Raw genomic sequence first — 22865 nt, 5'->3', positions numbered from 1 at the left:
CTTAGAACTGGAAGTATATAAAGGTGCTGACATTTGACAGTGATATGAATGACCATACAAATAATATCGCCAGTCCAAGAATCATTTTTTTACTGTAATTTGCTTTTTCAACAATTTCCTGTGTGTTTTTCCTTGTCATAATATAGGCTGAAATAGCGATATATATTACAAGTGTCACTACGTATACGGTATTGTCAGCGTTCATACCAAGCTGTGAAAAGAACTGTCTAGGTATGTAGTTTTCTGCAATCTCGAGTTTTGATGCTGTTCTGTACAAGAATCCCGGATATGTCCAGAAAAAAAGCCTCTTGAACATGCCAATTGCATGAGCCATATCTTCTGATCTGAAGAATACGAGTGATATAACAAACATCAAAAATGTAAGTGCGTTTCCAAGCGCTCTTGGAATTATTAAAAGAGGCTTTTCAAAAAACAGGTATCTTGCTTTTTGTTCTTTCCCTTTTTCCGGAGCTACACTCACAATTCCAAGGTCATCCCAAACGACCAGAAGTCCCTGCATAAGTCCCCAACAAATATAGGTCCATCCGGCTCCATGCCAGAGTCCACTTAGAACAAATACTATCAATACATTTACTACTGTTCTTACTTTTCCTTTTCTGCTTCCACCAAGCGGGATATACACATACTTGATAAAAAACCTGGAAAGTGTCATGTGCCATCGCTGCCAGAGTTCTTTTGCACTGGATGCTTTATAAGGAGAATTGAAATTCACAGGGAGCTTAAAGCCAAGCATCATGCTGACTCCATTTGCCATGTCGCAATATCCTGAGAAATCAAGGTATATCTGAAACGTATAAGCCAGCATTACTGCTATTACTGTTACAGTATCCAAAAAGTAGGTCTGCTGAAATCCATAGTTCACAGCACCAGAAAGGGTATCTGCCAGAATAACCTTTTTAGCAAGTCCTATTATGAAGGAAGTAAGTCCTTTGGCAAAGTTATCCACATTAAAGCGTCTTAAATCCTTGTTTTTAAACTGATCTATCATTTCTTTGTGGAAAGCTATAGGTCCCTGAATCAGTTTTGGGAAATACACTGTGTATAATGCGTATTTCAAAAATGGATAGTGGGGCGCCTCGTTATTGGCTCTATCCACAATAAATGAAATCTGTCCGAAGGTAAAAAAGCTTATTCCTATGGGCATAAGGATTTCTTTTGCCTGTAGGTGAGCCCCTGAAATCGCATTAACATTGTCGATAAAAAATCCAAGATATTTGAAATAGAATAAAAGTAACAGGTTAAATATCACACCTATTATCTTTATTATTTTTGAAGTTTGCGGCTTATTTTTAATAATGAAGCTAAGGCAATAATTAACTGCAATGCTAACTAAGAGAATAAGTAAAAATGACACCCCAAAAGTGTAATAGAAATACAGTGACATCAGTGTTAAAAAACCCTCTGCCACCGTATATTTTTCTAATTTATTCAGCGCAAACCACCCAATAAGAAGTATGGGCAGAAACACTAATATAAAAGTAAACGAATTAAAACCCATCAGCAAAGATTCTCCACAAGTCCAATTGAAACGTAATTATCCAAAATCGCACCATAATCAGTGCCTTCTTCCGGAGTTGGTGAGAAAGCGCCATCTACCATGTATCTCACTCCATCGTTTGGAAGTTGTTCTATTTCTTTATAACTGTCTTTGTAAAATGCACTTCTTGATACTACCCTGTCTTTTAAAACGCCTTTGCATTTTTCAAGCTTACACCCGGGGAAATTCACGTTATAGATAAATCCCGGAGTATATTCTTTTTCCACAAGCTCAGCCATTATATCTCTTAAGTATTTATCTGTTGTCTCGTGAATCCCATTCATCCCTTCAGAAAAAGCAATGGAGAGATATCCCTGAAACTCACCTTCAAGTGCTGCTCCAACAGTTGCTGAATACTGTATATCAGAAGCCACATTGTATCCAAAATTAATTCCTGACATTACAATATCAGGCTTTTCTGACATCACGCTAAGACTGCCTACTCTTACGCAATCAGCAGGTGTTCCGCTGCATGAATATGCCTTAACTCCTTCTACAGGAAAATCATGCGGATAAACATCTATTCCATGTCTCAAAGTTATGCTGTGAGATGCCGCGCTTCTCTGGTCATCAGGCGCAATTACATAAACTTCTCCAAATTCCTTTGCAGCCTCTGCAAGCCTTATTATTCCATCTGATTTTATTCCATCGTCATTAGTAATTAGTATTCTTTTAACCATTCAAAAACCTTTCTTATCCAATACTACTATCTTATAGAATTAGCTTCAAAATCACCAGCATAATTAAAAAGAAAATATTTAACAAAGTAAATATAAGTACGTACTTTCCTGTGTTTTCTCTATATTCTTTAGTATAGGCCTTAAAAGAGATAAGGCTTGCCATTGAAGCAATAAGTGTTCCCAATCCACCAACATTTACTCCAACTAACAGTTCCTTATAATTTTTTGTAAAACCTGACAGCATTAATGTGGCTGGGACATTACTGATAAATTGGCTTAAAATTATTGATATAGCAAACTCTTTTTCATTGATGGTATTCCTGAAAAATTCACTAATTATGCTGATTTTACCCATATTACCAGTGAATACAAAAAAGCCTATAAATGTGAGTAGAAGAACATAATCTGCTCTAAAAAGTATTTTGTAATCCATTCCAAATATTACTAATAAAACGACAATTACAAAAATGTACCATGGTACAAAAATTCTTAATACCGTTAAAATAGCTATTATAAAAAGTATGCTGTAAATTAAAATTTGAATTTTGCTGCCAAAATTCTTTGTAACAAGCGTTGAATTTTTTGCCGAAGGTGTTACACTTTTGAACGATATTACGATAATAGTGCAAAATAACATAATTGCTGATAATAAGCTATATGGCAGCATAGTTGCAACAAATTGAGTAAGTCCCATACCGGCAAGTCCATATAGGTATAGGTTTTGAGGATTGCCAATTGGAGTAAGCATACTTCCAAGGTTTGCAGCAATGGTCTGAAGAACGATCACAGGTATCATCATATCTTCCATATCACAGTTATGTAATATCATGATAGCAAACGGAACAAATGTTATAAGTGCTACGTCGTTAGTTATGAGCATACTTCCCAAAAAGCACATAAATACTAAAACTGCCACCAGATGCCACCCTTTTTTTACTTTAGACAAAAGAGCTGATGCTATCTTTTCAAACACAGAATTCTCTTTAAATCCCTGAATAATTACCATAAGTCCCCACAGAATTCCTAAGGATCTAAAGTCTATGTAAGAAATATACTCTTTTCCCGGATGAACAAAAAACGCTGATATAATTGCAAGAATCCAGGATATTAAAAGAACTTTATCAATCTTTTTTAACATTACTTATCCTCACCTCGTAAGGTCTTTTACCCATTTATATTTTCTAAATCTGTACATAACCCACGGAATCTTTCCTACTTCATCAAGACAAGTACAGGCATATACCGCAAGAGGTGACCAATGAAATACAAATGCTCCTGCAAATGCCAAAGGAATTGCTATCATCCACATACATACAATAAGGCTGTACATATCAAATAGTGTGTCTCCTCCGCCATTCAATACTCCATTTATGGTTACAGTGTTAACCGCTCTTCCTATCATGTAAACAGACATAATGATCATCATTCCTATGAGATATTCTCTTGCTGTGTCTGTAAGAATCACACCACGAACTACTACTGGCGTAACTGCCAGAACAATTGCCGTAGAAACAAAACCTATAACATAAGAAATGTTCTTTAGCTTAATTCCATATTTTTTGCCAATTTCCAATTTGCCGGCTCCAAGTTCATTACCAACTATAATTCCGGCTGCAGTTCCGATACCATTGCACATGCAGCATACAAGATCTCTTACGACAGCAGCCACGGAATTGGCAGCTGCCGCATCTACCCCCATATGTCCCATTATAGCGGTATAAGAGGTGAATCCCACTCCCCAACATAGTGATCCACCCATAAGAGGCAGACACTGTCTTATGAAGTCTTTTATAAGCAGAGGCGGTACCTTAAGAAATCTTGATAAAGCCGGCTTTACATACTTTTCACCTGAAGATAAAAAGATACACAGGAACAATTCAATAATTCTTGATATTGTCGTTGCAAGAGCAGCTCCCCTTGCTTCCATCCTTGATACTCCGAATAGTCCAAAGATAAAAATACCGTTGAGAATTATATTTGAAATAACCGCTGTTGAGCTTATTATCGCACCTGTTTTAACATGCTCAGATACTTTCATTATTCCCAGATAACACTGTGAAATTCCTGTTATAAGGTATGACCAACCTGCAATTCTTAAATATCCACTGCCAATTTCTATTAGTTCTTTATCTCCGGCAAAGATACTCATAAGAATTTCCGGGCAAAGTTCGCAGGCTGCAAAAAACAGTATAGAAACAATTCCGCAAAACCACAGCATCAGATTAAATATGTTCTCAAGTGTTGCTTTATCGCCTTTTCCCCAATATTGGGCTCCAAGAATTGCTCCTGCCGATGTTGCTGAAAAAATAAACATATTCTGAACAAATTGAATCTGTGTTGCCAGTGATACTGCTGTCATCTGCTGCTGGGCTACTCGTCCAAGCATAAGTGCATCAGCTGCCGCAACAAGAGCCAGCATCAGGCTCTGAAGGGCGATAGGAAGAGCTATCCTCGCAAGATTCCTATAAAACATCTTGTTATCTATTTTTACTTCCATGTTATTCCTCTTTAGCTATTCAAACTATATTATCAACTAGTCTATTATATAGAAAATGGACATGTCTACCAAGACATGCCCACTCATTATAATAAATAATATTTACTTTGCAAGTCTGATTACATTCCAGCTCTTTGCAGGAAGTTTACTTGTAAGAATTCCATTGTCAACTTTAGAGCCCTTTGTGAAATCTACAGGCTTAACATTGTCAGGGTTTTGCTCTGTATTTTCAGCCTTAAGATCATTGTGAGTAAGTACACTGTGTTCAACAACCTTGTAGCCCGCATATTGTCTAAGGTCACATGTAAGCTCGAAATCTTCTTCAAGATTCTTATTAACCGCAAAGATCGTAAGAGCTTCATTTTCTTCGTCAGTGACAACTACACTATCTACATATGGTGCATCGCCATGTTTTGATTCGTATGTTGGTGCTTTTACTACGGTGTTTAAAACTTCTCCTCTGCCATAAACACTAGCCTGCATATATGGATAGAAAATTGTTTGTCTCCATGCACCTGTATCTGATGTCATAATAGGTGCAATAACATTTACAAGCTGTGCAAGGCAAGCAATCTTAACTCTGTCTGCATGTCTAAGAAGTGTAATGAGCATTGATCCTACTAAAAGTGCATCTTCAAAGTTATAAACATCCTCAAGCTGGTGAGGGTGCTCACACCATTTCTCAATTTTTTTATCCTGCTCATTGGAGTGATACCATACATTCCATTCATCAAATGAGAGATTAATTGTCTTCTTTGAACGCTTAACAGCCTTAACGTAATCGCATATGCTGATAACCTGACTGATGAACTGATCCATTGCTACGCTGCTTGCAAGGAAGTTTGGTGTATCATTTTCAGCATTTCCATAATATGTGTGGAGTGATAGATAATCGGTTGTGTCATAGCTGTTTTCCAGAACAACTCTTTCCCACTCGCCATAAGTATTCATATAAAGAGAAGATGATCCGCATACTACAGTTTCAATTGAAGAATCAACGAGCTTCATTATATGACCTGCTCTTCCTGCCTTGAGTCCATACTCCTGTGCTGTCATATGCCCCATCTGCCATGGTCCATCCATCTCATTGCCAAGGCACCAAAGTTTTATATTATATGGATCCTTTGCACCATTTTTAATTCTCATATCACTATATTTTGTGCCGCTCTTTATATTGCAGTACTCAATAACATTTTTAGCATCCTCGATGCCTCTTGTACCAAGGTTTACTGCATACATTGGCTTTGTGCCAACTTTTTTACACCAATCCACAAACTCATCGAGACCAAACTGATTTGTTTCAACCACTCCCCATGCAAGCTCAAGTCTCCTAGGTCTGTCTTTTTTAGGACCAACACTGTCTTCCCAGTTAAATGCAGATACGAAATTTCCACCTGGATATCTTACGATTGGAACTCCAATCTCTTTTATAAGATTCATTACATCCTCACGATACCCATTTTTATCAGCGAATTTATTATCAGGCTGATAAATACCTTCATATACTGCTCTCCCAAGATGCTCGATAAATGAACCATATATACGCTCATCTACCTTACTGATCGTAAAATCACGATCAATACATAATTGAACTTTGTTATCGATTTTTGCTTTTTTCATTTTAAATACCCCTAAAATAATTTACAGTTATACAAATAATATAAACCAATTCTTTCAAAATGAAAATGGAAAATATCTTAATCTTTAAAATAATGTTATTATATATATAACCTTTTTGAGGTTTATTTATTACGAGATTGGAGACACAATGAGTAAGAATAATACAATTTTTAAACTTGGTTTATTTTCAGCCCTTTTTGGTGGCGTTTATGCATTTAGTAACTATATCTACAAGATTACTTCTGTACCACATCAGCACAGCGATGGAGATGCCGATTTTGACAAGCTGATTACGGACGGAAGGTATTTTGTAAGAAACAATCCTGACAGACAGGACATGTATATTGAAAGCATTGATCAGTTAAAACTCCACGCCTCATATATTCCGGCAAAAGAAAAGACAAATAAATATGTGATTCTTATCCACGGAATTTGGGACAATCACGAAAGTAACGGTATATATGCCAAGCACTACCTTGAAAAAGGCTTAAATGTCCTTCTTCCTGATCTTAGAGGTTTTGGAAAAAGTGAAGGTAAGTACATCGGCTATGGTCTTGATGACAGGCTCGATATCATGGAATGGATTTACTGGATAATAAAGAGAGATCCTCAGGCAAAAATAATTCTCCATGGTATGTCTATGGGTGCTGCTACAACTCTTATGACCACAGGAGAGAAACTCCCTGAGAATGTTAAAGCTGCAATTGCAGACAGCTCATATTCAACACTTCGCGAGCAGTTTGCTTCAACATACAAGAGTTTCAAGGGTTCTTTTGTACCTATTCCGATAGCTATTGCTATTGCACGCGCTGTAATTCTTATTCGTTCCGGATATGATATCAACGATGCCAGCCCTATTAAAGCTGTAGCCTCATCATCAACTCCGACTCTTTTCATTCATGGAGATGATGATACATTCATCGATCCACATATGTGTTCAAGGCTCTATGAGGCAGCAAGCTGTCCCAAGCAGTATTGCATGATACTTGGCGCCGGACATATTGAGAGCGTTGTAAAAGACCCTGATAATTACTGGAAAAAGATATCTGAATTTCTTACAAAGATTGATTTTTAACTAAGATAAAGGCTTTGTGAATTATCCATTCACAAAGCCTTATTCTTATATGATCCCTATTGATTTTAATATGTATAACCAGAAAGTAAGTGAAAATCCACATCCAAGTGTTGTCATCATTATAATGCTGCTACTAAGAGTTCCTTCATGTCCCATGCTTTTTGCCATTATATAGCAGCTTACAGTTGTAGCTGAGCCAAGCATTACGAGTATTGCTACAATCTGCTCCCCAATAAATCCCATCCACACTGCAATTGGCATTATCAGAGCCACTAGTAAGAACAGCTTTATAAAACTCGCAAGTAGAGCGGGTTTTATTCCTTTCGCTGCCTTTTTTATTTCAAAAGTCGCTCCCATAGACATAAGTCCAAGTGGTGTTGCAAGAGCTGCCACACTAGAAGTCATGCTCTTAAGTAATTTAGGCATTGGAATTTTTAGAATCGACCATACCATTCCACAAAGGATACCAAGAATGATAGGATTTTTTAATATTCCAATTATTGTATCCTTTACCAGTGCCTTTTTATCACTATTGTCAGCATTTTCCTTTGGAGCAGTCAATGTAAGAATGATCACAGCAAATATATTGTAAATTGGCACACTTCCAAGAATCATAAGTGGCGCCATTCCGGAATTTGATTCTCCATAGATATTGTGGATAAAAGCAATTCCAAGCAAAGCCGCGCTGCTTCTGTAGGATCCCTGTATGAATTCTCCGCGTTTTGATCTATCTTTTATTATTATTTTTGATAATACTGTGATTACTGAAATGCTTATTATCGTTGCAGCTAAACAAAACAGCACAAACTTGCCATCCCAGGTTCCAGCAAAATCCTGAGTTGATAAATCATTAAAAAGCAAAACAGGAAGTGCTATCTTAAATACAAATTTATTCATCCATGATGCTGCTTTTTGGTCGATAATACCTATTTTCTCAAAGATATATCCAAGCACCATCAAAAGAAAAATAGGAAGAGTAGCATTTAAACTAAAAATTATATTTTCCATTACTTTAATGTCAGTCCTACCGGGCAGTGGTCTGAACCAAGGGCCTCACTATATATTTTTGCATCTTCTATCTTTGGTAAAAGAGATTCTGAAACAACAAAATAATCTATGCGCCAACCTGCGTTCTTGGCTCTTGAATTAAATCTGTATGACCACCATGAATATGCGCCTTCAAGGTCTGGATAAAAATGACGGAATGTATCTACGAGTCCGGAATTAACTACATTATCGAACTTTGCTCGCTCTTCATCTGTGAATCCCGCATGACCTCTGTTTGGTTTAGGATTTTTAAGGTCTATTTCTTTATGGGCAACATTTAGATCTCCACAATATATTACAGGCTTTGTTTCTTCAAGCTTTTTAATATATGCTAAAAAATCATCCTCCCAAACCTGTCTGTACTCAAGTCTTGAAAGATCTTCTTTTGCATTCGGTACATATACAGTTACAAGATAGTAATCCTCATATTCTGCTGTTATTACTCTTCCTTCATGATCATGCTCTTCAATTCCAAGTCCATATGTAACAGAAAGAGGTTTTTCTTTTGTAAAAATAGCTGTTCCTGAATAACCTTTCTTTTCCGCATAATTCCAATACTCTTCATATCCTGGAATGTCCATCGTAATCTGACCTTCCTGAAGCTTTGTCTCCTGAAGACATATTACATCAGGATTTTCTTTTTCCATAAATTCCTGAAAACTTCCCTTTGATACACATGCTCTTAAACCATTTACATTCCATGATACGAGCTTTTTTCCCATTAATTCTAACCTCCTCTATAAATACTACCATGTACATTACCAAGCTCTCATATTACAAAGTGAACGCAGGATAACCCTGCGTTCACCTCTATTGCATTTGTTTAATTTTTTGAAGATTGTCATCTGTTTCTTTTAACATTTCTCTGAGTGAGAGATTATCTTCATAGCTGAATTCACAGATAGAATACTGAAGATGGTTCATATATCTGCTTGATTCTTCAAGAAGACTGGCATTCTGTGCTGACATTTCATGTCTGAAATTTTCAGCCTTTCCTTCTTCTTCTGTTATTTCTATTACTGCAAATTCGTCGCCTCTTATTCTACCGTAAATACTCTGCTTAAAAACGTTTTCAAGAACTTCTGCTACCCTTATGACTGCTCTATCGCCTTCTTCATGACCATATAATTCGTTTATTTTCTTAAGCGAATCCATATGAATATAAGCAACGATTACATATTTTCCTGGTTTAAAGTCTTCTTTTAACAGATCATATGCTTTTGCAAAAAATCCTCTTCTATTAAGGCCTCCTGTGAGATAATCCTGATCTCCGATATGATCAAGAACCGAATCATCTCTTGCAAGTTCTTCCTGAACTTCATACAGCTCTTCTGTAGTTCTGAGCAACTCTTTTTCAAGATAAGAAAGTCTTGAAACGCCAGTCACTACACTAACAAGTGAACAAAAGAAATAGTCTATAAGTGTCTTTGATTTAAACTCGGTTACCATAACACCAAGTTGATTTTCTCCAACAAATATATCACCTGCAATAAGTACTGTTGATTTGTCCTTAATGAATTGCGAAAAAATTTTATCTGTGCCGATTATCCTCTTTTCTTCATCATACACATCCACTTTTCCACAAATTGCTGTGCTTTTTACACTTATTTTTTCAGGTAATACCCAATTGTACTTGGGATTATTCCTTATTTTTGTGTCATAAAGAAAAATACCAAAGTTCTTTATTCCATCTGCAACAGCTTTTTTCGCAAAAATACCATATGCTTTGTCATTTCCATATTTTCTGTTCAGAAGTAGATTTCCTAATTCTGATAGAGTTTTAATCGCATCGGAGTCAGGTTTTTCCACAAAAGAAAAGCTCTTTGGCACTTCATTTTCCGGGAGTTTTCTTTCCTTTGCAAAAAAACATGCATCATGAACTGCTTCATATCCCAATTGCTCAAGCTTATCATGATCAGTGTTTACTTCATTTACTGAAGTAAATCCCTCTTGTTCTGTTAGTGTTAAAATCGGTACCTTATCAAATTTCTTTAAAAAAGACTCTTTTTTCAGTATAGTTGCGTTTCTTCCAATACGCTCTATATCTATGATAAGTGCATCAAAATCAGCAGTATTTGCATATTCAAATAGTGCTGAAAATTGATAATTATAAGGATGATCCGAATCTTTATTATCAGAAATCAAATATTTACCAGGCATGATGACAAGAGAAATTCCCTTGTCATCTGCAGCCTGACTAGCTCCTATACAGATTTTTTTTACATCCTTATCTTCTAATTCAGATACTAACAGTCCGATGTTCATTGGCCCCTCATTCCTCTGGAATATCTTCTGTTACGTCATCAATATTATCTAGTTCTTTATCGCCGTCTGATATTTTTTCTCTTACTTTTGCAATCTTTGCTACTGTAACACCCTTATCAAGATTAATCATCTTAACACCTGATGTTACTCTTCCATGGACTGATATCTCATCCATTCTGAGCTGTATTATAATTCCGGCATTTGTAATCATCATTATTTCATTGTCGTCATTTACTGCCTTAACTCCAACCACATTACCGGTTTTTTCTGTTATCTTATAACACTTAACTCCCTTACCACCTCTGAACTGATTATGGAATTCATCAAGCGTTGTTCTCTTTCCATAGCCATTTTCTGAAACGATAAGAAGTGAATCACCCTGTGTATTAAGCTGCATTCCAACGATCTCATCTGTATCGTCAAGCATCATTCCTCTTACACCCATAGAAGATCTTCCGGTTGAACGAACATCATCTTCATCAAAATGGATACACATACCATTCTTAGTAACAAGGAATACTTCAGAGTTTTTCTTTATTGTCTTTACTTCAATAAGCTCATCATCATCACGAAGATTTATTGCAGCCAGTCCTGTTTTTCTAACATTTGAGAAATCTGTAATTGGAGTTTTCTTAACAGTTCCCTTTTTGGTTACCATAAAGAGACTCTTTTCCTCATCCTCAAAATCTTTAACAGGAATCATTGCTGATATCTTCTCACCAGGAGCTAACTGAAGCAGATTCACAATAGCCATTCCACGTGATGTCCTTGAAGCTTCCGGAATCTGATAAGCTTTTAATCTGTATACCCTTCCGGTATTTGTAAAGAACATTACATAGTTATGTGTAGTAGTCATAAGAATATCTTCAACAAAATCATTATCAATTGTTGTTATACCCTTAATTCCTTTTCCACCACGGTTCTGAGATTTGAAATTGTCGATAGACATTCTCTTTATATATCCCAGATCTGTCATAGCAATCACTGTATTCACATTAGGAATAAGATCTTCCATGTCGATGTCTGAGTCATCATGTCCTATCTGTGATTTTCTGTCATCGCCATATTTATCTGATATTTCCTGTATTTCTGTCTTGATTACTCCAAGAAGTATTTTTCTGTCTGCAAGTATTGCTTTCAATTCTTCTATTCTCTTTAAGAGTTCTGCGTGCTCCTGTTCAAGTTTGTCTCTTTCCAAACCTGTGAGAGTACGAAGTCTCATATCTACAATAGCCTGCGCCTGAACATCAGAAAGACCAAACCTTCCCATTAACTGTTCTTTGGCAATTGCAACTGTTTCACTTCCTCTGATAATCCTGATAACTTCATCAATATTATCAAGAGCAATAAGCAATCCCTCTAATATATGATTTCTTTCTTCTGCTTTGTTAAGATCATATTTTGTTCTTCTGGTAACAACCTCTTCCTGATGCTTAATATAATGCTTAAGCATATCAACAAGACCAAGAACTTTAGGTTCGTTATTAACAAGAGCAAGCATGATAATTCCGAAGGAATCCTGCATCTGAGTGTGCTTATAGAGCTTATTGAGCATGATGTTAGGATTTACATCATTTCTAAGTTCGATAACTACTCTCATTCCTTCTCTGTCTGATTCATCACGAAGAGCTGTGATTCCATCAAGTTTTTTAAGCTTAACCAGCTCTGCAATCTTAGAAATCATATTTGCTTTATTAACAAGATATGGAAGTTCAGTAACAACAATCCTGTTCTTTCCATTAGCCATAGGCTCAATGTTTGTAACAGCTCTGATTATTACTTTTCCTCGACCTGTTCTGTAAGCCTCTTCAGCTCCTCTTGTTCCAAGAATTATTCCGCCTGTTGGGAAATCAGGAGCCTTAACTATTTCAAGAAGTTCCTCTACTTCAGTTTCTCTGTCTTCGAGAATTCTGTTGTCTATCATCTTTACAACAGCTTTTATAACTTCCCTAAGATTGTGTGGCGGGATATTTGTAGCCATACCAACCGCAATACCCGTTGTTCCGTTTACAAGAAGGTTAGGATATCTGCTTGGAAGTACAGTAGGTTCTTTTTCTGTTTCATCAAAGTTTGGTACAAAATCAACAGTATCTTTATTGATATCTGCAATCATTTCCATGGAGATTTTGGTAAGCCTTGCCTCTGTATATCGCATGGCAGCTGCACCATCACCATCCACAGAACCAAAGTTTCCATGTCCGTCAACAAGACAATATCTCATTGACCATGGCTGAGCCATGTTTACCAATGCTCCGTAAATTGAGCTATCACCATGAGGGTGATATTTACCCATTGTATCACCGACGATACGGGCACATTTACGATGTGGCTTATCCGGACCATTGTTTAGTTCTATCATGGAATAAAGAATTCTTCTCTGAACCGGCTTTAAACCATCCCTAACATCCGGAAGAGCTCTGGAAGCAATAACACTCATAGCATAATCAATGTAATCTGCTTCCATTGTTTTTTGAAGATCAACTTCTTTTATTCTGTCTGTAGTGACTTTATCAAAAACGTCTTCTGATAAATCGTTATTGTTATTATTGTTATTTTCAGCCATTTCTAATTATTCCCCTTTGCAATGGATGAGCTATTATTAAATATCCAGATTCTTAACGAATTTAGCATTCTTCTCGATAAACTCTCTTCTTGGTTCAACTTTATCCCCCATGAGAGTTGTAAATGTTACGTCGACATCAGATTCTGATTCTTCATCCATGTTTACTCTAAGAAGAATTCTTCTTTCAGGGTCCATTGTTGTTTCCCAAAGCTGTTCAGGATCCATTTCTCCAAGACCTTTGTAACGCTGGATCTTATTATTCTGATCTCTTCCAACATCTGTGAGAATCTTATTTAATTCCTCATCACTGTATGCATACCAAACCTTTTTATTCTTTTCAAGTTTATAAAGAGGTGGCTGTGCAAGATATACATGTCCTTCTTTTATGAGTTCAGGCATAAACCTGTAAAGGAACGTAAGCATAAGTGTGGCAATGTGAGCACCATCTACATCGGCATCGGTCATAATAATTATCTTGTCATAACGAAGTTTCGAAATATCAAAATCATCATGAATGCCTGTTCCAAATGCTGTGATCATAGCCTTAATTTCAGCATTTCCATATATTCTGTCTACTCTGGCTTTTTCTACGTTGAGGATTTTTCCTCTAAGTGGAAGAATAGCCTGTGTAGCACGACTTCTCGCTGTCTTCGCAGATCCACCGGCAGAGTCTCCCTCTACGATAAAAATTTCGCAGTTCTTTGGATCTTTATCTGAACAATCTGCAAGTTTTCCAGGAAGACCAAGTCCATCAAGAGCAGACTTACGCCTTGTTAAATCTCTTGCCTTTCTGGCTGCATCCCTGGCTCTTTGAGCAAGAATAGCTTTCTCTAAAATCTGCTTAGCTACTGCAGGATTCTGTTCAAGATAATATGTAAGCTGCTCTCCGACAACACTTGCTACAGCTCCTCTAGCCTCTGAATTACCCAGCTTTTGCTTGGTCTGTCCTTCAAACTGAGGATCTTCAATCTTTACACTTATGATTGCTGTAAGACCTTCTCTGATATCTTCACCAGTAAGGTTTTCCTCGCTATCTTTGAGCATTTTGTTTGCTCTTGCATAATCATTAAAAGTCTTTGTAAGAGCCGCCTTAAATCCCTCAAGATGTGTTCCACCTTCAGGAGTATTAATATTATTTACGAATGTATAAATACTCTCGTTATAGGAATCATTATGCTGGAAAGAAACTTCGACCTGAACATTGTTCTTGATTCCCTCAAAGTACATGATATCGCTATAAAGAGATGTCTTGCTCTTGTTGAGATATTCAACAAATTCCTTTATTCCACCTTCGTAATGGAATGTCTGCTTTATTGGATCCTCGCCTTCCTCAACTCTTTTATCTGTAAGGGATATCCTAAGTCCCTTTGTAAGGAAAGCCATCTCTCTAAGTCTCTGCTTAAGAATATTATACTCAAATACTGTTGTCTCTTTGAAAATGAGCGCATCAGGTTTGAAATAAACTCTTGTACCTGTCGCATTTGTAGGCGCATCTCCAACAACTTTAAGAGGATAGCATACTTTTCCTCTTTCGTATCTTTGCTGGTAAACTTTGCCATCTCTTGTAACCTGTACTTCAAGCCATTCTGAAAGAGCATTTACTACAGAAGCACCTACTCCGTGGAGACCTCCTGATACCTTGTATCCCCCACCGCCAAACTTTCCACCTGCATGAAGAATTGTGAATACAACTTCCACACCTGTAAGTCCGGATTTATGGTTTACGTCTACAGGAATACCTCTACCATTGTCTTTAACAACTATGGTATTATCCTCGTTTATAGTAACTTCGATATGATCACAAAAACCAGCAAGTGCCTCATCTACAGAGTTATCCACAATTTCATACACAAGATGATGTAATCCTCTGCTTGCTGTCGTTCCGATATACATACCAGGTCTTTTTCTGACTGCTTCAAGTCCTTCCAGAATCTGAATTTGGTCAGCGCCATATTGTACTTCTTCGTTACCCATTATTTGCTCCATTTCTTAGTTTTCACTATTTACTGTTCCTTCAGTTACTTTGAACAGTTTATCTATTTCAAATCTGTTATTAACAAATTCATCAAGTCCGGTACATGTGATAATTGTCTGTATATCTCCAATCGTATTTAGAAGATAATTCTGTCTGTTACTGTCAAGCTCAGACAATACATCATCAAGCAAAAGAACCGGATTTTCCTTTTTAGCTTTCTTCACAATTTCAATTTCAGATAGCTTTAATGACAGTGATGCTGTCCTTTGTTGTCCTTGAGATCCGTATTTTCTGATATCTATTTTTTCACTTTTATCGCTATTTCTCTTTACAATAAAAGAAAAATCATCCTTATGCGGTCCTACAGTGGTCTGCTTTGCATAGATATCTCTTTGTCTGGAAGTACTTAATTTTTTTTCAAAATCAGCAGCATCCACATTCGGCTCATAATAAATCGACAGGTCTTCCTTTCCACCTGTAAGCTTATCATGAATAGGTCTTATTATTTCATTAAGATCACCAATGAATTTTTCTCTAGTCTTGATTATGACAGATCCATATTCGCATAACTGCTTATCTTGAACATCAAGAAGAACACTGTTTTCAGGATGTTCAAACAGATCTTTTAGAACTTTGTTTCTTTCGACAACAAGTTTATTGTATTTAGATAGACTATTTAAATATACCTGATCAAGCTGACACAGCTCCATATCCATGAATCTGCGCCTCTCGGAAGGTCCATTTTTGATAATACTCAGATCTTCAGGTGAGAAAAAAACTACATTTAACTTTCCGATAAGATCCGAAGCCCTTTTTATCTTTTGACCATCAATTGCAATTCCCTTAGTTTTACTACTCCTAAGGTGCATATCAATACGGTACTCTGCACTGTCTCTCTCAAGAATTGTCCTAATATGAGCCTCGTCTTTTCCAAATCTAATAATCTCTTTGTCCTTACTACCTTTATGTGACTTAGTTGTAGCTGACATAAATATAGCCTCAAGAATATTAGTCTTTCCTTGAGCATTGTCACCATAGAGAATATTAGTTCCTCTACTAAAATCTATTTTTAAATTTTCGTAATTTCTAAAATCAGATAACTCTAATGATTTTATTATCATTTTTCTATTTTTACCTGTGTGCCATCATATTCCAAAATGTCACCATCATAAAGCTTGCGGCCACGTCTTTCTTCTATTTCTCCATTAACCTTTACAAGACCTGCCTGAATATCCATCTTGGCATCAACACCAGATTGTTCAAGACCTGCTTTTTTAAGAGCCTGTCCGAGCTTAATAAAATCATCCTGTTCTCTAAGTTTTACTATTTCCATGATATTTCCTTTTATTTTTATTAGTCAACAGTTGTGAAGTTGACAGGAAGAACAAGATAAATGTATGATCCGTCTTTATCTCTTATAAAGCATGGTGCCTTAGGATTAACAAGATAAATATCAACTGTTTCGTCTTCGATTACTCTGAGTGCATCAATAAGGAATTTAGGATTAAATCCAATCATAAGATCCTTACCCTGTTTTTCAATATCAATTTCTTCATCCATGCTACCAATTGCAGAATTGATCTTAAGTTCCATTTTTCCATCAGTAACTGAAATGATAACAGGTTTTTTATCGCCTTCTTTTACGAGAAGAGTAGCTCTGTCTATACACTCAAGGAACTCTTTTCTATTGATTGACATCTTTGTTTCATAGTCGCTTGAAAGCATCTGATCAATGCTGAAATATTCACCTTCAATAAGTCTTGAAACAACTATAGTCTTATCAAACTCAAATAAAACATGTTTATCTGTGAAATAGATGCTGACCATTTTATCAGCACTATCACTTAAGATTTTGCTTATTTCACCAAGTGTTTTTCCTGGAACGATTACCTTTTTGTATGAATAACTTCCGTTAAGTTTAACTTTTCTAATAGAGATTCTGTGTCCATCAAGAGAAACAAGCTTTAAGTTTTCTCCATCAACTTCAAAAAGCTCACCAGCCATCATCTTATTGGCATCGTTCTCTGAAATTGAAAAGATTGTCTGCTGAATTACATTCCTAAGTGTAAGATGTGAAACTGAAACACCATCAATTTTTTCAATTGATGGAAGGTACGTAAAATCATCACCTTTTCTGCCGATAAGATTAAACTTTGCTTTTTCACAGCTAATTGTAACTTTATTGGATGAATCAGATTCGATAGTAACATTATTATCAGGGAGTTTTCTAACTATATCTACAAAGAGTTTAGCATCAAGTGCTATAAAACCTCTTTCAACAATATCTCCATCTACTATAGTCTGAATACCAAGTTCCATATCATTGGCAATAAACTTTATAACACCTTCTGTGGCATCAACAAGTATACATTCAAGAATAGACATTGTTGTTTTAGAAGGAACTGCTTTTGATACAATTTGGAGTCCACTCACAAGATTAGATTTAGAGCAAACAAATTTCATTTTGAATTATTACTCCCTTCGCGTGCGTAAATATAAAATAATTATAAATAAATAATAAAAGAATTAATAATAGCTGTTGATAAGTGTAAAACCTATTCTATTATACTATTTGTGCGGCTTTTTTACAATTTTTTGATTGTTGAAAAGAAAAAGTTTCATGTTGAAAATTAAAAAGTTATAAACAAGCCAAATTTTAACAAATGAGGACCAATTTTATTTATCCACCCGGAAATAACACATAATCCTCTTTTAAATCACAAATAATCACCAAGGTTATCCACAAAGGGATAAATATGATTGTTATTTAAAGTGATGGATTGATTTTCTTCATTATTATATCTATGTTTTTGTTGAGTTCATCATCAACAGCTATTTTCTTTTTTATCTTATTTATTCCGTTCATAACTGTTGTGTGATCCTTCTTACCGAGAAGTTTTCCTATTTCTTCCAGTGAAGAATCAGTGTGTATTCTGCAAAGATACATTATTATCTGACGTGGAAGAACAATATCTGAATTTCTCTTTTTTGAAAGGATATCCTCTTTTTTAGTTCCATATTGTTCACAAACTGTGTCGATAATGAGCTGTGGTGTGATTACTTTGGATTTATCAGGATAAATAATATCTTTCAGAGCTTCCATTGCATTCTCTAGAGTAACGTCCACATTATTAAGGCGTGAATAAGCAATTATCTTATTATAAGCGCCTTCAAGTTCTCGAATGTTTGATTTGATATTTGTAGCAATATAATCAATTACCTGATCATCTATATTTTTACCATAATTTTCAGAGTTCTTTCTGAGAATGGCCATTCTGGTTTCATAGTCAGGGGATTGTATATCAGCAATAAGACCCATTTCAAATCTTGATCTGAATCTTTCTTCCAGAGTTTCCATTTCCTTTGGGGGCTTATCAGATGAAAGAATAATCTGTTTACCAGCCTGATGGAGTTCGTTGAAAGTGTGGAAAAACTCTTCCTGTGTTGATTCTTTTCCTATAATAAACTGTACGTCATCGACCATAAGAACATCCACAGTTCTATATTTTTCACGGAGTTTTGACATGCTCTCAGTTTTACCACTTCTAATAGATTCAATAACTTCGTTAGTAAACTGTTCAGATGTTACATATAATACTTTTGCTCTGTGATCATGTTCCATAATGAAATGACCGATTGAATGCATAAGGTGAGTTTTTCCAAGACCAGGACCTCCATATAAGAAAAGAGGATTGTAGGAAATTCCAGGTGACTCAGCAACAGCAAGAGAAGCAGAGTGAGCAAACTTGTTATTGCTACCTACTACGAATGTATCAAATCTATATTTTGGATTAAGATTTGAATGCTCATAATTCGCATTATTTTCATAAGTTCTTGCATTATTTTCATCGTTCACATTTTGAGTTTCTTCATTATTAATAATATCCTTATTCAAAATGAACGTGACATCAATCATGATTTCTAAAAACTCTGAAATTGTAACGCGGATAAAGTCCATATAGTGATTTATTATGTATTGAAGCGCCATTGAGTTATCAGAAGGAATAAGAATCTTAACATTATTATCCTGAACACTATATACTGTCAAAGGATCAATCCAGGTACGATACGATATTTCTGTTATACCTGATTCTATCTTTATTGTATGTTTAATAGACTCCCAATTATCTCTTAATTTTTTTGTTATTTCTTTTGATGATTGCATGAAAAACTCCTGATAAGCATAATTTTAGACTTTAATTATTGTATATTAAAAGGCTATAAATATCAAACAAACTCGAATTGTGGATAACTTATTTTTAAAATGGATTATTATTAGATACTATTTACGCATGTGGAAAACTTGTTTGTTTTCCACTTATAACTATCTACACTTATAATGCCCATAAATTCAAGGGTTTGAGAAAAAAATACACGATTAATGTACTGCTTTATCCACAATTTTTCGGAAAATTGTGGATAAAATAGTTAAGAAAAAAATAATCAACAGGTTATCCACAAATTCAACATTTAGCTGTGGAAATTTTTTAAAAACACTACATATTGTTTCTATTTTTTTAGAAAAAATATTAATGATTTATTATATGATTTTGTGGGCATTAATGGCTTGACTTCGGGCTTTTTATTTTTTATAATTATATAGATTTTTTCCACACTGGATAATTTTGAGAATGTTAATTATGAACATTTTCATTTAACGGACCTTTATGGGTTAGTTTGTATAAGAAGGAGGTGTTTCCAATATGAAGATGACATTCCAGCCTCATAAGCTTCAGAGAGCCAGAGTTCACGGCTTCAGAGCAAGAATGGCTACAAAGGGCGGCAGAAAAGTACTCGCTGCTAGAAGAGCAAAGGGAAGAAAGAGATTATCTGCATGATATTAAAGGCCGCAATTAATGTGGCCTTTTTTCTTCTTAATAAAAAGGATAGTAATGATGCTTTTTTCAGAATCTATGAAAAAAACGAATGATTTCCTGAATGTTTATAGGAACGGTAAGAGTTACGCTGACAAATATGTTGTTATTTATGTGTGGAAAAATGAAGGTTCCAAAAATAAACTCGGGATTTCATGTAGTAAAAAAGTTGGGAACAGTGTTGTGAGGCACAGGTTTGCAAGACTTGTTCGAGAAACGTACCGACTACATGAAGATGTATTCAATAGTGGTTTGGATATAGTAGTCGTGGCCAGGGCCTGTGCAAAAGATGCAAGTTTTTTTGATATTGAGAGATCAGTATTAAACCTGGCTGGGAAGGCCCGCATAATAAAAAATGGCGGAAATTTATGAAAGAAATACTTATCTATTTAATAAAATTTTATAGGAAGTATCTGTCTCCATTGAAAAGAACAAAATGTCCATATATTCCTACATGTTCAGAATATGGACTAGAAGCAATAGAAAAATACGGAGCCCTTAAAGGGGGACTTTTGGCTGCATGGAGGATACTTAGATGTAATCCTTTCTCAAGCGGTGGATATGATCCGGTTCCGTAGGCTTTAGAGGAGGTCAATTTTGACGGGAGCATTTTTTTTAACCCCTTATCAGGGTAAGATAGTTGGGCCTGTAGCTTGGGTATTGGGACACATCATGAATGGTATTTTCAATATTTTAAATGCAATTGGTATTCCAAACATCGGTCTTGCTATTATCATTTTCACTTTAGTTATCTATATTTGTCTATTACCACTTACATACAAGCAGCAGAAATTTTCCAAACTTCAGTCTAAGATGAGTCCTGAGTTGAAAGCTATTCAGGCTAAGTATAAAGGAAAAAAAGACAACGATTCTATGCTTGCTATGCAGGAGGAAACAAAAGAGCTTTATGCAAAGTATGGTGTTTCTCAGACTGGTAGCTGTCTTCAGCTTATAATCCAGATGCCTATTTTGTTTGCTCTTTATCGTGTTATTTATTCTATTCCAGCATATGTTACTATTGTTAAAAATGCGTTTTATCCACTTGTTGAGCAGTTACGTAATACTGAAGGAGCTGTAGCTTTTATTCAGGAAACTTTATCAAGTGCCAAGAACTACTCAAATCAGTTTAACAACGAGTTATTTACATCAGGTGATCCAACTTATGTGGAAAACACATTGGTTGATGTTCTTAATAAAGCATCAACAGCTGATTGGGATGCACTTACTTCTAATTTTGGAAGCTTAGCTGATTCTATTAATAGTACACATGCACAGTTGAATCAGTTTAACTCTTTCCTTGGACTTAACATTGGTGATTCACCTATGTACATGGTTCAGACAGCTTTTGCAAACAAGAACTTCATTCTTCTTATTGGAGGAATTATTGTTCCTGTTCTTGCAGCCCTTACTCAGTGGATCAACACTAAACTTATGCCTCAGCAATCTGACAATAATGGAAAAATAGATCCTGATGATCCGGCAGCTCAGATGCAACAGTCTATGAAGACTATGAATATTATGATGCCTTTGATGTCAGCATTTTTCTGTTTCAACCTTCCTGCAGGTATGGGTCTTTATTGGATTGCCGGTGCTGTAGTTAGATCAATTCAGCAGATCGTTATCAACAAACATATCGATAAGATTGATATCGATGCTGAGATTGCAAAGAATACTGAGAAATATAAGCAGAAGATGGAGAAGATGAAATCTACTCCTCAGATGAACAGATATGCTAACATGTCTACAAGAAATATTAGTTCTAGCGCTAATACTTCTGTAAAGTCTGATTCTGAAAAAGAAAAGCAACTTGAGGATGTAAGAGCTAAGTTTAATGGTAAGGAAATTCGTAAGGATTCACTTCTTGCCAAAGCCAATATGGTTAAAGAGTTCAACGAAAAAAATAATAAATAAATAAGATTTCCTTATGTGGAGGATAAAATGGAATACAGAGAGTTTAGCGCAAAGAATGTTGATGATGCTATTACAGAAGCTTGCGAAACATTTACAGTTACCAGTGATAAACTTGATTATGAAGTTATTTCCGCTGGTTCAACAGGATTTCTTGGTATTAACTCCAAGCCTGCAGTTATAAAAGCAAGAGTAAAAGAAGAGAACGAAGTTTTAGAGAAAAAGGCTGAGGATTTTGTAGAAGTTAAAAAAGCTTCTGAAAAAAAGACAGAAGAAGTTAAAGCAAACAATACATCAGTTGATAGTGATGATCTTTGCAAAAAGGCCAATGAATTCTTAAAAGAAGTTTTCGAAGCCATGAAAATGGAAGTTAGTATCGAAACAAAATTTAATCAGCAGGATAAAATCCTTGATGTTGAATTAAATGGACCTGAAATGGGAGTTCTCATTGGTAAGAGGGGTCAGACACTGGATTCTTTACAATATCTTATTTCTCTTGTAGTTAACAGAGGACAAGCTGATTACATTCATGTAAAAGTTGATACAGAAAACTATCGTGAAAGAAGAAAAGCTACTCTTGAAAACCTTGCAAAGAATATTTCTTATAAGGTTAGGAAGTCAAGACAGTCAGTTGCTCTTGAACCTATGAATCCTTATGAAAGAAGAATTATTCATTCAGCTCTTCAGAATGACAGATATGTTACAACACATAGTGAAGGTGAAGAACCATTTAGAAGAGTAGTAGTTACTTTAAAGAAATAATGTTAATCAAATACCCCTTGGACAATTTGTTCCTTGGGGTA

Annotated in this window: 20 protein-coding genes; 6 read left to right on the top strand and 14 right to left on the bottom strand. The window is 35.6% G+C overall.

Annotated elements, in window-relative coordinates:
• Position 1: 1 nt before the first annotated feature.
• From BM146_RS08165 to BM146_RS08145, 5 genes are all read right to left on the bottom strand, one after another.
• Positions 2 to 1270, bottom strand: coding sequence for an MBOAT family O-acyltransferase (locus BM146_RS08165; RefSeq protein ID WP_242949366.1), 1269 nt, complete (start codon positions 1268 to 1270; stop codon positions 2 to 4).
• Between the two features lie 248 nt (positions 1271 to 1518).
• Positions 1519 to 2238 (bottom strand): 5'/3'-nucleotidase SurE, encoded by a 720-nt coding sequence (surE, locus tag BM146_RS08160; protein WP_074887067.1) that lies wholly within the window; start codon positions 2236 to 2238, stop codon positions 1519 to 1521.
• 31 nt (positions 2239 to 2269) lie between these two features.
• Positions 2270 to 3376 carry an SLC13 family permease gene (locus BM146_RS08155; RefSeq protein ID WP_074887065.1) on the bottom strand — a complete coding sequence of 369 codons (1107 nt, stop codon included), beginning with the start codon at positions 3374 to 3376 and terminating at the stop codon, positions 2270 to 2272.
• Positions 3377 to 3385: 9 nt separating this feature from the next.
• On the bottom strand, positions 3386 to 4735 hold the full coding sequence (locus tag BM146_RS08150) for an MATE family efflux transporter (RefSeq protein WP_074887062.1): 1350 nt from the start codon (positions 4733 to 4735) through the stop codon (positions 3386 to 3388).
• Positions 4736 to 4837: 102 nt separating this feature from the next.
• Entirely contained in the window at positions 4838 to 6355 is a 1518-nt protein-coding gene (locus BM146_RS08145; protein ID WP_074887059.1) for an arabinosylfuranosidase ArfA, read from the bottom strand.
• A gap of 148 nt (positions 6356 to 6503) precedes the next feature.
• On the opposite strand from BM146_RS08145, the gene BM146_RS08140 reads away from it, so the two are divergent.
• Positions 6504 to 7430 (top strand): alpha/beta hydrolase, encoded by a 927-nt coding sequence (locus BM146_RS08140; protein ID WP_074887056.1) that lies wholly within the window; start codon positions 6504 to 6506, stop codon positions 7428 to 7430.
• A gap of 45 nt (positions 7431 to 7475) precedes the next feature.
• Here BM146_RS08140 and BM146_RS08135 read toward each other — a convergent pair whose 3' ends face one another.
• From BM146_RS08135 to dnaA, 9 genes are all read right to left on the bottom strand, one after another.
• Entirely contained in the window at positions 7476 to 8438 is a 963-nt protein-coding gene (locus BM146_RS08135; protein ID WP_074887054.1) for an AEC family transporter, read from the bottom strand.
• Positions 8438 to 9199 carry an exodeoxyribonuclease III gene (locus BM146_RS08130; RefSeq protein ID WP_074887051.1) on the bottom strand — a complete coding sequence of 254 codons (762 nt, stop codon included), beginning with the start codon at positions 9197 to 9199 and terminating at the stop codon, positions 8438 to 8440. Before BM146_RS08130 ends, BM146_RS08135 begins: the two co-directional genes overlap by 1 nt.
• A gap of 88 nt (positions 9200 to 9287) precedes the next feature.
• Positions 9288 to 10742: a GGDEF domain-containing protein gene (locus tag BM146_RS08125; protein ID WP_074887042.1), complete on the bottom strand. Its 1455-nt coding sequence runs from the start codon at positions 10740 to 10742 to the stop codon at positions 9288 to 9290.
• Between the two features lie 7 nt (positions 10743 to 10749).
• Positions 10750 to 13305: a DNA gyrase subunit A gene (gene gyrA / locus BM146_RS08120; protein ID WP_074887040.1), complete on the bottom strand. Its 2556-nt coding sequence runs from the start codon at positions 13303 to 13305 to the stop codon at positions 10750 to 10752.
• 36 nt (positions 13306 to 13341) lie between these two features.
• A complete protein-coding gene (gyrB, locus tag BM146_RS08115; protein WP_074887037.1) occupies positions 13342 to 15279 on the bottom strand; it encodes a DNA topoisomerase (ATP-hydrolyzing) subunit B in 1938 nt (645 codons plus the stop codon).
• A 15-nt stretch (positions 15280 to 15294) separates the two neighbouring features.
• Positions 15295 to 16401: a DNA replication/repair protein RecF gene (recF, locus tag BM146_RS08110; protein WP_074887027.1), complete on the bottom strand. Its 1107-nt coding sequence runs from the start codon at positions 16399 to 16401 to the stop codon at positions 15295 to 15297.
• The gene (locus BM146_RS08105; RefSeq protein WP_074887025.1) at positions 16398 to 16613 is read right to left on the bottom strand and encodes an RNA-binding S4 domain-containing protein; all 216 of its coding nucleotides are present in this window, start codon (positions 16611 to 16613) and stop codon (positions 16398 to 16400) included. The genes recF and BM146_RS08105 overlap by 4 nt, the downstream gene beginning before the upstream one ends.
• 20 nt (positions 16614 to 16633) lie before the next feature.
• Positions 16634 to 17743, bottom strand: coding sequence for a DNA polymerase III subunit beta (dnaN, locus tag BM146_RS08100; protein ID WP_074887022.1), 1110 nt, complete (start codon positions 17741 to 17743; stop codon positions 16634 to 16636).
• A 304-nt stretch (positions 17744 to 18047) separates the two neighbouring features.
• Positions 18048 to 19445, bottom strand: coding sequence for a chromosomal replication initiator protein DnaA (gene dnaA / locus BM146_RS08095; protein ID WP_074887021.1), 1398 nt, complete (start codon positions 19443 to 19445; stop codon positions 18048 to 18050).
• A 538-nt stretch (positions 19446 to 19983) separates the two neighbouring features.
• Between dnaA and rpmH the strand changes: the two genes are divergently transcribed.
• Genes rpmH through jag form a run of 5 tightly spaced genes read left to right on the top strand, consistent with a single transcriptional unit; the run spans position 19984 to position 22824 of the window.
• Positions 19984 to 20118, top strand: coding sequence for a 50S ribosomal protein L34 (gene rpmH / locus BM146_RS08090; protein WP_013282343.1), 135 nt, complete (start codon positions 19984 to 19986; stop codon positions 20116 to 20118).
• A gap of 57 nt (positions 20119 to 20175) precedes the next feature.
• Positions 20176 to 20526, top strand: coding sequence for a ribonuclease P protein component (gene rnpA / locus BM146_RS08085; RefSeq protein ID WP_074887146.1), 351 nt, complete (start codon positions 20176 to 20178; stop codon positions 20524 to 20526).
• Entirely contained in the window at positions 20523 to 20732 is a 210-nt protein-coding gene (yidD, locus tag BM146_RS08080) for a membrane protein insertion efficiency factor YidD (RefSeq protein WP_022772180.1), read from the top strand. Before rnpA ends, yidD begins: the two co-directional genes overlap by 4 nt.
• A 19-nt stretch (positions 20733 to 20751) precedes the next feature.
• On the top strand, positions 20752 to 22065 hold the full coding sequence (locus tag BM146_RS08075; protein WP_074887019.1) for a YidC/Oxa1 family membrane protein insertase: 1314 nt from the start codon (positions 20752 to 20754) through the stop codon (positions 22063 to 22065).
• Positions 22066 to 22092: 27 nt separating this feature from the next.
• Positions 22093 to 22824: an RNA-binding cell elongation regulator Jag/EloR gene (gene jag / locus BM146_RS08070; protein ID WP_074887016.1), complete on the top strand. Its 732-nt coding sequence runs from the start codon at positions 22093 to 22095 to the stop codon at positions 22822 to 22824.
• Positions 22825 to 22865 lie beyond the last annotated feature (41 nt).

The organism is Butyrivibrio proteoclasticus (assembly GCF_900115735.1).
Classification (GTDB): domain Bacteria; phylum Bacillota; class Clostridia; order Lachnospirales; family Lachnospiraceae; genus Butyrivibrio; species Butyrivibrio proteoclasticus_B.
The sequence above is the reverse complement of the archived record's forward strand: the minus strand, read 5'-3'. Positions and strand labels throughout refer to the sequence as shown.